Source organism: Marinobacterium sp. xm-m-312 (assembly GCF_013283295.1).
Lineage (GTDB): Bacteria > Pseudomonadota > Gammaproteobacteria > Pseudomonadales > Balneatricaceae > Marinobacterium_E.
Genome location: NZ_WBYS01000006.1, coordinates 80,696 through 92,338, shown reverse-complemented (window position 1 = coordinate 92,338; position 11,643 = coordinate 80,696). Strand labels below are relative to the sequence as shown.

The 11,643-nt window shown below is 48.9% G+C and carries 10 protein-coding genes; 2 read left to right on the top strand and 8 right to left on the bottom strand.

Translation table 11 applies throughout. The features are described 5' to 3' along the window. Positions 1–6 precede the first annotated feature (6 nt). From prpC to XMM312_RS08810, 3 genes are all read right to left on the bottom strand, one after another. Complete coding sequence (prpC, locus tag XMM312_RS08820; RefSeq protein ID WP_173481622.1) at positions 7–1,137, bottom strand: 2-methylcitrate synthase; 1,131 nt, start codon at positions 1,135–1,137, stop codon at positions 7–9. A gap of 62 nt (positions 1,138–1,199) precedes the next feature. Further along, positions 1,200–2,093, bottom strand: coding sequence for a methylisocitrate lyase (gene prpB / locus XMM312_RS08815; protein ID WP_173481623.1), 894 nt, complete (start codon positions 2,091–2,093; stop codon positions 1,200–1,202). Between the two features lie 12 nt (positions 2,094–2,105). Beyond that, a complete protein-coding gene (locus XMM312_RS08810) occupies positions 2,106–2,792 on the bottom strand; it encodes a GntR family transcriptional regulator (protein ID WP_173481624.1) in 687 nt (228 codons plus the stop codon). A gap of 133 nt (positions 2,793–2,925) precedes the next feature. Here XMM312_RS08810 and XMM312_RS08805 point away from each other — a divergent pair, with 133 nt between their 5' ends. Continuing rightward, the gene (locus XMM312_RS08805) at positions 2,926–3,510 is read left to right on the top strand and encodes a MarC family protein (RefSeq protein ID WP_173483207.1); all 585 of its coding nucleotides are present in this window, start codon (positions 2,926–2,928) and stop codon (positions 3,508–3,510) included. On the opposite strand, the gene XMM312_RS08800 is transcribed toward XMM312_RS08805, so the two are convergent. The 5 genes from XMM312_RS08800 to rluC form a co-directional block, all read right to left on the bottom strand. Next, complete coding sequence (locus tag XMM312_RS08800) at positions 3,504–4,376, bottom strand: alpha/beta fold hydrolase (RefSeq protein WP_173483208.1); 873 nt, start codon at positions 4,374–4,376, stop codon at positions 3,504–3,506. The two genes, XMM312_RS08805 and XMM312_RS08800, sit on opposite strands and share 7 nt — an antisense overlap. A gap of 56 nt (positions 4,377–4,432) precedes the next feature. Next, positions 4,433–5,050: a bifunctional phosphoserine phosphatase/homoserine phosphotransferase ThrH gene (thrH, locus tag XMM312_RS08795; protein WP_173481627.1), complete on the bottom strand. Its 618-nt coding sequence runs from the start codon at positions 5,048–5,050 to the stop codon at positions 4,433–4,435. 100 nt (positions 5,051–5,150) lie between these two features. After that, positions 5,151–6,125 carry an HTH-type transcriptional regulator CysB gene (gene cysB / locus XMM312_RS08790; protein WP_173481628.1) on the bottom strand — a complete coding sequence of 325 codons (975 nt, stop codon included), beginning with the start codon at positions 6,123–6,125 and terminating at the stop codon, positions 5,151–5,153. Positions 6,126–6,270: 145 nt separating this feature from the next. Next, a complete protein-coding gene (locus XMM312_RS08785; RefSeq protein ID WP_173484303.1) occupies positions 6,271–7,371 on the bottom strand; it encodes a DNA-binding protein in 1,101 nt (366 codons plus the stop codon). Between the two features lie 28 nt (positions 7,372–7,399). Beyond that, a complete protein-coding gene (gene rluC / locus XMM312_RS08780) occupies positions 7,400–8,356 on the bottom strand; it encodes a 23S rRNA pseudouridine(955/2504/2580) synthase RluC (RefSeq protein ID WP_173483210.1) in 957 nt (318 codons plus the stop codon). 457 nt (positions 8,357–8,813) lie between these two features. On the opposite strand from rluC, the gene rne reads away from it, so the two are divergent. Next, positions 8,814–11,585, top strand: a complete 2,772-nt coding sequence (rne, locus tag XMM312_RS08775; RefSeq protein ID WP_173489102.1) for a ribonuclease E — start codon at positions 8,814–8,816, stop codon at positions 11,583–11,585. The last annotated feature ends 58 nt before the right edge of the window (positions 11,586–11,643 follow it).

The following is an 11,643-nucleotide window of genomic DNA, read 5'->3' as shown; positions in this document are numbered from 1 at the left end:
TCTTAATTAGGCACGGTCTTCAATCGCAACCCACTCAGCCGACTCAGGGCCAGTGTAGTCTGCAGAAGGACGGATAATACGGTTGTTTGCACGCTGTTCGATGACGTGAGCAGTCCAACCCGCTACGCGCGAACAGACAAAGATCGGCGTGAACAGTTCAGTAGGGATACCCATGAAGTGGTAAGCCGATGCGTGGAAGAAGTCCGCGTTACAGAAGAGTTTCTTCTCACGCCACATGACCGCTTCAACACGCTCAGAAACAGCGTAAAGGTGCGTATCACCTACCTGTTTAGAGAGTTTTTCAGACCACTCTTTGATGATCGCGTTACGTGGATCTGACTCGCGGTAGATCGCGTGACCAAAGCCCATGATCTTATCTTTACGAGCCAACATACCCATGATCGCTTCCTCTGCTTCGTCAGCAGATTTCCAGTTTTCGATCATCGCCATCGCCGCTTCGTTAGCGCCGCCATGCAAAGGACCACGCAGTGAACCGATGGCACCGGTCACACAGCTGTGAATGTCAGACAGCGTTGACGCACAGACACGAGCCGTAAAGGTTGAGGCATTGAACTCATGCTCTGCGTAAAGGATCAAAGAGGCGTGCATAACATCGACGTGCAGCGGCTCTGGTTTTTTATTGTGAAGCGTCCATAGGAACTGCTCTGCAATAGAGTCTGCGTCTGTCTCTGTCTCAACTCGGATGCCTTTGTGAGCAAAGTTGTACCAGTAGTTGATGATGCCAGGGAATACCGCCAGCATGCGATCGATGTGATCGTGCTGTTCGCTAAAGTCCATCTCTGTCTCAAGGTTACCCAACATAGAGACACCGGTACGCATCACATCCATTGGATGAGCATTTTTAGGGATGTTCTCTAGAACCGTTTTAAGCGCTGCTGGAAGTGCGCGCATGCCTTTCAGACGTGCTTTATAAGCATCCAGTTCCGCTTGGTTAGGCAGTTTGCCGTATAGAAGAAGGTAGGCAACCTCCTCAAACTGCGCATTGTCAGCCAACTCTTTAATATCGTAGCCGCGGTAAGTAAGACCAGCGCCCGATTTACCAACCGTACAGAGTGCCGTTTCACCCGCAGATTGACCACGCAGACCTGCACCACTTAATTTTTTTGCTTCAGCCATCTCTTTCTCCTTGAATGACATGGACCTGCGACAGAACAACAGATCCGAGAGTTAGGGATTAGTTACTTGTTTTTACCTTCTTGGAACAGAGCATCTAGCTTCTGTTCAAAGTCGTGGTAGTTCAAGAAATCGTAAAGATCCATGCGAGTCTGCATCGTATCCACAACGGCTTTCTGATCGCCATCACGCAGTAGCGCTTCGTAAACGTTCAAAGAGGCTTTGTTTGCTGCACGGAAACCAGACAGTGGGTAAAGAACCATCGTACAACCGTTCTCTGCCAACTCCTCTTTATTGAATAGAGGTGTCGCACCAAATTCAGTGATGTTCGCAAGTAGGTGTCCACCGTTAATACCCTGAGAGAAGGCTTTATAGTCTTCAAGCGTATGAACCGCTTCAGCGAAGATACCGTCAGCACCCGCTTCTAAACAGGCTTGTGCACGTTCAACGGCTGCGTTAAGACCTTCCATCTGGAATGCATCGGTACGGGCAATGATAAAGAAGTCATCGTCTGTTTTAGCATCAACGGCCGCTTTAACACGATCAACCATCTCTTCTAGAGAGACGATCTCTTTGTTTGGACGGTGACCACAACGCTTCTGAGCAACCTGGTCTTCAAGGTGACACGCCGCTGCGCCACCACGAATCATCTCTTTAACCGTACGTGCGATGTTGAATGCACCACCCCAACCTGTATCGATATCAACCATCAGAGGCGTATCACAGGCTGCTGTTACACGACGTACATCTTCCATCACATCGTTCAATGAGGTCATACCTAGATCAGGTAGGCCGTAAGAGGCGTTTGCAATACCACCACCAGAGAGATAGATCGCTTGGTGACCAACACGTGTTGCCATCATTGCGTTGTATGCGTTGAAAGTACCCACAACTTGAAGTGGCTTGTTATCGGCTAGTGCCTTACGGAACTTAGCGCCTGGGGACATCGACTGAGTCATCTCTATCTCTCCTTAGGGTTGATTTAATTTAGATTCGATATTGCGTCTTGATGCACTGATGTGACGACGCATTAAAAGTTCGGCCAGCTCTTCATCACGCGCTTCAATGGCATCCAATATTTGATGGTGCTCACGTAAAGCCATGGTGGGACGAGAACTGGAAAGACTGAATTGGAAACGATACATTCGCACCAAGTGGTATAGATCGGCCGCTAATAACTCTTGAAGTTTTGAGTTACCAGACGCCATCACAATTCGGTAGTGAAAATCGAGATCGCCCTCTTTCTGAAAGTAGGCCTGTCCCTCTTGCTCTTCGATACCTGACTGATGCTGATCTAGCAGAGCACGAAGCTGGTTGATCTCCTCTTGCGGCATAACGGTCGCGGCTAAACGGCACGCCATACCCTCTAGCGCTTCACGAACGCGATAGATTTCCAACAGCTCTTTGACACTTAACTGAACAACACGCGCGCCAATATGAGGCTTTCGCTCAACCAGACGCAGCCCCTCTAAACGACGTATCGCTTCACGAAGTGGGCCTCGCGAAATACCGTAGGTTTTAGCCAGTTCTGGTTCAGAAATTTTAGCGCCCGCTGGAATTTCACCCTTCACAATCGCAGTAATAATTTCATGACACACTCGGTCTGCAAGCGTGCTACTCTGTTGTGATTCTGAAGCGTAAAGCGGTTCAATGGTCATAAATATTGTCGACAATCTGATTGTGCAATGTAGAATAACCCGCTTTATATAGGCTGACAATCAACCAAAAGGCTAACATTGTCGACAATTTTGTTATCTCGACTGATCAGTCGGATATAAGCAGGAGTGAAATATGGATACCTACGCTGCAGCATTGATGCTCTTCTTAATCATGGATCCGTTGGGCAATATCCCTGTGGTGTTATCCATTCTTAAAAAGGTCGACCCCGCCAGACGTATCAAGGTACTACTCAGGGAGTTAGTGATCGCCTTAATCCTAATGCTGATCTTCTTATACAGCGGCTCGGCACTGTTAAAACTGTTATCGCTCTCTAAAGAGGCGGTCTCTATCTCTGGCGGTTTAGTACTACTGATTATTGCAATCCGAATGATCTTCCCATCCCGTGGTGGCGTTATGGGCGATGATGAGGATGATAGCGAACCGCTAGTGGTCCCCTTGGCTACGCCAATGATCGCAGGCCCTTCAATACTGGCCACTCTGGTACTTTTAGCAGAGAGCGAACCGAGTCGCAGTATAGACTGGTTAATCGCCCTTCTGATCAGCTGGGTGGCGACCGCTATTATTTTAATCGCAGGACAATCACTCTATAGAATACTCGGCAAACGTGGCTTGAAAGCGATAGAACGTCTGATGGGTATGATATTGATCTCGATCGCTGTTCAGATGCTAATCAATGGATTTTTAGCAATTCAGTAGCCTTTTAAATAGCGCTTTAACTCATCATTCATGATACGGGCGATCTGACGAGGCTTTTGATAAGGTAGGGAGTGATCTGTCCCTGCCACAAAATGGTAGTGCCAATTACGCATACTGTCTGACAGGTGCTGATGCAGTTGATGCATCGGCTCGACACTCAATCCACCTATAAAACTGCTGACATCCCCTTGAGCCGCTAGCAGTCTCTCTCGATCGATGAACAGGGCCGCATTGGTAACGGCGTCTAGAGAGTTAGCAAAACCCAGTCGACGCTCGCCCAAACGCTGCAAAGTCATTTTTTCAACCGCTTCACTCACCTTACGATTGGGCGAAATGGTATCAAGAAAGGTTCGAATCCCTTCATCACCCTCTGTATTGCGTAGGCTTTTAGCCGCGGCAGAGAAGGATTGACGAATGGAGACGGTCTCTTGCCAATCATGACGATCGAGCAGCGCACTCTCAAGCAGGAACTGTTTGCGCACCCGATCTCTGAGGTTCTGTTTTAACAACAGTGACACCAAGCCCCCAAGAGAATAGCCCGCTAGATCGAACTCATGCCAGCCTAAATGATCCACTAGGTGGGTCATATCCGACACCAGGTCATTGACACTGAAGGGGTGCTCTACTCCATCATCACTGACGGTCTCACCTGCCCCTCGTAAATCAGGTACAAGGATTTCACCCCAGCCTTCAAGAAAGTGCTGCATCGCTTCCCAAGTATATCGACCCGCCACACCAGCGCCGTGGATTAACAGCAGTCGGCGACCACCTTCAGATTCTGGGTGACGATAAATGCGATAAGCGTGCTGATAACCTGCATGGGCTAGAGTGTCTGAATGACAGTGACTATCTGATAGTCGACTCATGGTAAGCACTACTCGGGATAAGTAGGGGCAGCTAATGCTACCCCCAATAGGCAGTTTTAAAGGGAGAGATTGCGGTTACTTGCCGCTAGAAACTCTTTCTTAAGATCTTCGTAGGTGTGTACCGCTGGGAATTGCGGGAACTCTTCAATGACGTTCTGCGGAGCATGGAAAAGAATGCCCTGCTCAGCTTGAGCCAACATAGTCGTGTCGTTGTAAGAGTCGCCTGCAGCGATAACACGGTAATTAAGCAGCTGGAAAGCACGCACTGATTGACGCTTAGGGTCGCGCTGACGAAGCGTGTAGTCAGTTATACGACCGTTTTCGTCTGTCTCAAGTCGGTGACAAAGCAGCGTTGGGTAACCCAATTGAGCCATCAACGGTGCTGCAAACTCATAGAAGGTATCGGAAAGAATCACCAGCTGGAAACGCTCACGCAACCAATCGGTGAACTCTTTAGCGCCTGGAAGTGGGCTCAGCTTAGCAATGGTCTCTTGGATCTGAGGAAGGGTTAGACCGTGCTCATCAAGAATACGAAGGCGCTGCTTCATCAACACATCGTAATCAGGGATATCACGAGTCGTTGCTTTTAACTCCTCGATACCAGTCTCTTCGGCAAATGCGATCCAGATTTCAGGGATTAGGACCCCTTCAAGATCAAGACATGCTAGTTCCACGCTAGGCTCTCCTTTAAAAATTGAGAGGCTACTCTAGCGATTTAGTCGCCGCCTTTCAAACGAAAGACGACAATATTAGAGGTTCATTAGACCTATGGCCTTACATCGAAGGGATCTGTATATCCTGGAACAGCTCATCCACTTCAGCACGACCGCTACAGGCTTGAACTTTTTCAAGAACGTCGTGAGTAATGTGTGGAGCAAACTTCTGAATGAAGTCGAACATGTAACCGCGAAGGAAGGTGCCACGACGGAAACCGATTCGAGTGATAGAGGGCTCAAACAGATGAGATGCATCGATCGCTACCAGATCCTGATCTAGCTGCTGATCGACCGCCATGCTGGCAATGATACCTACACCCAACCCTAGGCGAACGTAGGTTTTGATAACGTCCGAATCCACCGCAGTGAAGACCACTTTAGGATCGAGACCTTGCTCTTTAAACGCTTCATCCAACTTGCCACGACCGGTAAAACCAAAGGTATAGGTAACAATTGGATAAGAAGCTAACTTCTCTAGAGTTAACTCGCCACCTTGCGCAAGCGGGTGATCTTTAGGTACGACCACTGAACGGTTCCAGCTGTAGCAAGGCATCATAATTAGATCTGAGTAGCTGCCCATCGCTTCCGTCGCAATCGCGAAATCGACAGTACCATCGGCGGCCATCTCAGAAATTTGAGTAGGTGTACCCTGGTGCATATGAAGCGCAACTTCAGGATACATTTTGATGAATTCATTAATCACAGGAGGCAGAGCGTAACGTGCCTGTGTGTGAGTGGTGGCTACCGATAGGCTGCCTTTACGCTCATCGCTGAACTCTTGAGCAATCTGGCGAATAGAGTCCACTTTCTGGAGAATCTCTCCTGAGATCTCAAGAATCGCTTTACCAGCAGGTGTAACGCGCGTCAGGTGCTTACCACTACGAGCGAACACTTCAACACCCAGTTCATCTTCTAGTAGACGGATCTGCTTAGAGATACCTGGTTGCGATGTGTATAGGCTTTGTGCCGTAGCAGAGACATTGAGGTCGTGTTTAGAGACTTCCCAAATGTAACGCAGCTGCTGAAGTTTCATCTATTGCTCCAATTTATAGCCAATTATTAGCCAATTATTAGCCAATTATTAGCCAATCGCCCTTAGTCGGCGTTGATATCTATTAATAAGCCAAATATAACACTAGAGAATAAGCTAAAGCAAAAGGCTATATCCTTATACACGACTAAAGGCGAGCATTGAGTCGGCGAATCTGATCTTCCTGCTGAGTAATACGCTTCTCCAGTGAGTTCACTCGAGCGGTAGCGCGCGTCAGCGATTCATCTTTCTCTTTGAGCTGCTGACGAAGCACGCTTTCGCGCTTTGCAGCTTCCGTTGCTGCGACCGTCAACTTCTGATTCAGTACACGAACCTGATCATCGCGCTCTTTAATCTGAGCTTCCAAACGACGGTTGGCGTTAGTTTCACGCAGCAGCTTAGAGTTGATATTCGAGATATCACGACTGGCCGATGTCATGTTCTCTTTTAGTTCGTTCAGATCACGTTCCAGATCGCTGATGGTCTTCTCTTGCATCTCAAGACGTGCATCTTTCTTCGCTATCTGAGCCTGGTTTTCATGAACTGAACGCGTCAGCTCTGACTCTGTTCGAGTGCCCTCATCACGAAGCTTTTCAAGCGCATTACGATAGTGACGAGCTTCAACCTCAGCACGGGTAACGTTCTCCAATGCCTGCTGCTGCTCCGCTTTGATACGTGCATCAAAGGTTTTCTTGGCATCTTCGTGCATCTTACGAAGCTGGTTCAATTCGGTCTCTAGGTTAGTACGAACCTGTTCAGCCTTTTTACGTTGATTGATCTCACTGGCAATGTTGGCTTTAAGCACGCCCATTTCAGCTTCAATCGCTCGAAGAGCCTGCTCACTCTTATCCATCTGCTGAGTTTGCGCGCGGTATTTCACTTCCAAGTCACGATAGAGTGCTTCCGCGTCACGAACCATGTCGCGAGTCGCCTTGCGATCCTCTTCATCACCCGCTCGTTCACTCTGCAACTCAACTCGCAGCTCGGCCATCGCCTCTTGCAACGCAAGATCCCAGATCTGTTCAATGCCTTTACTCAGTGACTCGGGCACAGAGTTATGTAACTTTGCACTGGCATGCACCTCAGGCAGTCGGGCATAACTCAAACTCTGCGCCCACTGACTTAATGCCGCACTGGCTTCATCTCTAGAGAGACCCAGTCGTTCAGAGATCACAACCTCAGTCGGCAATTGGCCTTCGGCCAACAGCTCTTCTGCTAACTCAACTACTTTAAGATCTAACTCGCTCATCTTTACCTTTTCGTTCCACTGCAACGAACTACAAATTGTCCATCAATCTTAACAAACTATCATCTAACGGAGCACGCACTTCTAGCTCTTCGCCATCAGGCAGGATGAACCTGAGGCCGGCTGCATGAAGCATCAATCGTTTAAAACCCAGCTTTTTAAATTCAGCGTTGTTCTCATCCGAAGTGTACTTAACATCACCCACAATCGGATGACCCGTATATTGGGTGTGCACTCTAATCTGGTGAGTGCGACCCGTTTTAGGCCGAGCTTCCACTAGGGTGGCAAGATCACCAAATCGACGCAGCACTGAAAAGTTAGTAACCGACGGTTTGCCCTCAGGGGAGACGCGGACGGTTCGTTCACCTGATCGGTGCTCATCTCGCAGCAGAGGTGCATTGATCTGTTTGTGCTTAGCATCCCAACGACCAACAACCAGTGCCTGATAGATCTTATGCACTCGACGCTCCCTAAACGCATCGTGCATGTAACGTAACATCGAGCGTTTTTTAGCAATCATGATGCAACCTGAGGTGTCACGATCGATTCGGTGAATCAGCTCTAAAAAACGCGCATCTGGGCGCAATTTTCTAACCGCCTCAATCAGCCCTAATGAGACGCCGCTACCACCATGCACCGCTATACCCGAGGGTTTATTGATGATCAGCAGTGAGTCAGTCTCATAGACCACTGAACGCTCTAGCAATTCGAGCAACTGATCACTGACAGGGGCACTCTCCCCTTTTTCGGGCAGGCGAATCGGTGCGATGCGTATTTGATCCATCGCTTGAAGCTTATAGTCAGGTTTAGTGCGTTTTTTGTTAACTCGAATCTCACCCTTGCGCAACAGCCTGTAGATCAGCGTTTTTGGCGCCCCTTTAAGAAAGGTCCGCAAGAAATTATCGATACGCTGACCCGCTTGATCGGCATCGATATCAACAAACTGAACTTTATTCAAAGAGCCGGACTTAGGGGGATTTGAAGGCATGATGTGTGGGTAAAATAAATTGCTGAAAAACCAGTAAGTTGCTATATTCTACCGCTGCTGGATGAAGAAGGCTTCATTTTTATTTACACCCCACTAGAGCGAACAGTGATTCACTCACAATTTGGCGGTAGTTACCCAGCTTGAATAGCCATGTAATGGCTGAAGAAATTTATAAATAGCGACGTATTTTTCACGAGTGCTGAACAACAGCCCTCGGCTGAAGGATGGAGACGCACATCAACCAGGAACCTGCAGCCTCCCACTCCACGTTGAGTAAATTGGGCAGAGCAGCAGCCACAGCTAGAATCGATAACGATATTGGTTGATGTTTCCTTCATCGCTGAAGAGAGCCTAATTATCCGGTGCAGAGCGTACTGGAGATTAGTTATTGCTTCGATAAAGCCAGGACACAGGTTTGTTGCCCGTCAAAGATGCGTTGCGTTAAGAGAACGTCAAAATGAAACGCATGTTAATCAACGCGACTCAACAAGAAGAGTTGCGTGTTGCGCTTGTCGATGGACAGCGCATGTTCGATTTGGATATTGAATCCAACTCCCGCGTGCAGAAGAAGGCAAACATCTACAAAGGCCGTATCAGCCGTGTAGAAGCCAGCCTTGAAGCTGCATTTGTCGATTACGGTGCCGAACGTCACGGTTTCCTACCCCTAAAAGAGATCGCTAAAGAGTACTTTGTCTCATCGCCTGAACGCGGCCAGCGTCCAAGCATCAAAGATCTTGTAAAAGAGGGTACCGAAGTCATCGTTCAGGTCGATAAAGAGGAGCGTGGCAATAAAGGCGCCGCTCTGACAACCTTTATCAGCCTTGCCGGTCGTTACATGGTTCTAATGCCTAACAACCCTCGTGCAGGTGGTATTTCGCGCCGCATCGAAGGTGATGAGCGCTCTGAACTGAAAGCGGCCATGAACGGCTTGGACATTCCTAAAGGCATGGGCGTCATCGTTCGTACCGCCGGTATTGGCCGTTCGACTGAAGAGCTGCAGTGGGATCTTAACTACCTAGCAACGGTTTGGACTGCGATTACTGAAGTTGATGATCGCCCTGCTCCATTCCTGATCTACCAAGAGAGCAACGTCGTTATTCGTGCTATTCGCGACTATCTACGCGATGACATCGGTGAAGTGCTAATCGACGAGCCGAAAGTATTTGAACAAGCTCAGCTTTTCGTTCGTCAGGTAATGCCAACTTACGAAAACCGTATCAAGCTTTACAAAGAGTCTGTACCACTGTTCAACCGCTTCCAGATCGAGACACAGATCGAATCAGCATTTGAACGTGAAGTAAAACTCCCTTCTGGCGGTTCGATTGTTATCGACCCAACAGAAGCTCTAGTTTCAATCGATATCAACTCCGCTCGCGCAACTAAGGGCGGCGATATTGAAGAGACCGCTCTGAACACCAACCTTGAAGCGGCTGATGAGATTGCTCGCCAGCTTCGCCTTCGCGACATGGGTGGTCTGGTAGTTATCGACTTCATCGATATGACGCCAATCAAACACCAGCGCGAAGTTGAAAAACGCCTTAACGATGCACTCAAGCTTGACCGCGCACGCGTTCAGATGGGACGCATCTCGCGCTTTGGTCTTCTAGAGATGTCACGTCAACGCCTGCGTCCATCGTTGGCAGAGAGTCGCGGTCACGTCTGCCCTCGCTGTAATGGCCAAGGCTACATTCGTGATATTGAATCACTGGCACTCTCTATTCTGCGTATTCTTGAAGAGGAAGCGTCTAAAGATCGCACCTCTCAAATTCGCGCGATTCTTCCAGTCAGCGTAGCGACCTTCCTGCTTAACGAGAAGCGTCATCAAGTGCACGCTGTTGAGCTGCGTCAAAACGTTCGTATCGTTGTGGTTCCTAATCCAAACATGGAAACACCACACTACGAAGTGGTTCGTTTGCGCGATGATCACACCATCACTACGGTGAATGATGCGAGCTACACGCTTCAACCAGAACAGCCAGTCGAAGATCCTACCGACAAACCACTTCCGGTCGTTCCGCGTGAGCAAGCTGCTGTGCAGGGGGTTCTTAACTCATCTGCGCCACCAGCACCTAAGAGCGAGAGCTCTGAACCAAAAGCAGAGCCAGCTCGCCAACAAAAACGTCAGCAGAATAGTCGTAAGCCTGTCGCTAACAAATCATTGGGCGAGCGTATTATTGCAGCGATTAAAGGTCTGTTTGGTCTATCCGATTCTGCCAAAGAGGACGATAAAAAGAGCACTCGCCGTGATGACAAGAAAGGCTCTGACCGCGATGGCAACCGTAACAACCGTCGTCGTAACAATAACCGTAACGATCGTCGCCGTGGTAACAATCGCCGTAACGATCGTCGTGAGCGTCGTGATGCAGACGAAGTCATTACGGTTGAGACGGAGAACAACCTGCCGACCATAGGTGATAACGATAAGAGTTCATCGAATGACGAGCAGCGCTCTGGCCGTTCACGTCGTCGCCGTCGCGGTGGTCGTGATCGTCGCTCTGAAAACGGCAATGAAGAGTTCAACTCTGGAAACAATAGCGAAACGGAACTACCACCTCGCAGTAAAAACCGTGGACGTCGTCGTCGCGCCAATGAAGAGCGCAGTGCTGAACGTAGCAATCCTATCCCAGAGGAGTTGCTCAATGCACCGCTAGAAGCCGTTTCAGAAGAAGTTGCTGCGGAAGCCTCAACTGAAGCTCCAAAAGCATCTGAAACAGCGACCACTACTGAAGCGCCAGCAGCTAACGAAGTGTCAGAAGCAACAGCAGAGCAAGCCGCGGCTACTGAAACAGAGAGCCAAGCTACTGAAGTGACTACCGAAGCTACTGCTGAAGAGTCTGCAGAAAATACACCGGTTGTTGAACAAGAGCCGGAAGTCGTTGCAGAAAAGTCAACTGAAAACACAGTAACTGAAGTTGAAGCTACGGCTGAAACAGTCACTGAGACACAGGTTGAGTTGGATCTGACTCCTGCTGTAGAGCCCTCAGCTAGTGAAGAGCCCTCAGCGAATGAAGAACCTTCAGCTGATGAAGAGCCTTCAGCTAATGAAGAACCTTCAGCCAATGAAGAGCCTGCAGCAGAAGCAACTGAAGAACCTACTGCTACTGAAGAGACTGTTGAAGAAGCACCTGCTGAAGCAGAAGCGAGCGAAGAGGAAGCAAAACCTCGTCGCCGCCGTCGCGCTGCAAACGATCCTCGATTGAAGCGTCGTCAAGCAGAAGCGGCTGAATAACAGCGCACTTCCAATAGAAAAGCAGCCAATGGGCTGCTTTTTTTTGGTTTTAATTTCT

Excerpts from the sequence above, each read along its gene's own strand:
- XMM312_RS08805 (WP_173483207.1), top strand. The coding sequence starts at position 2,926 with ATGGATACCTACGCTGCAGCATTGATGCTCTTCTTAATCATGGATCCG.
- XMM312_RS08800 (WP_173483208.1), bottom strand. The coding sequence starts at position 4,376 with ATGAGTCGACTATCAGATAGTCACTGTCATTCAGACACTCTAGCCCAT.
- cysB (WP_173481628.1), bottom strand. The coding sequence starts at position 6,125 with ATGAAACTTCAGCAGCTGCGTTACATTTGGGAAGTCTCTAAACACGAC.
- rluC (WP_173483210.1), bottom strand. The coding sequence starts at position 8,356 with ATGCCTTCAAATCCCCCTAAGTCCGGCTCTTTGAATAAAGTTCAGTTT.
- XMM312_RS08785 (WP_173484303.1), bottom strand. The coding sequence starts at position 7,371 with ATGAGCGAGTTAGATCTTAAAGTAGTTGAGTTAGCAGAAGAGCTGTTG.
- XMM312_RS08810 (WP_173481624.1), bottom strand. The coding sequence starts at position 2,792 with ATGACCATTGAACCGCTTTACGCTTCAGAATCACAACAGAGTAGCACG.
- prpB (WP_173481623.1), bottom strand. The coding sequence starts at position 2,093 with ATGACTCAGTCGATGTCCCCAGGCGCTAAGTTCCGTAAGGCACTAGCC.
- prpC (WP_173481622.1), bottom strand. The coding sequence starts at position 1,137 with ATGGCTGAAGCAAAAAAATTAAGTGGTGCAGGTCTGCGTGGTCAATCT.
- rne (WP_173489102.1), top strand. The coding sequence starts at position 8,814 with ATGAAACGCATGTTAATCAACGCGACTCAACAAGAAGAGTTGCGTGTT.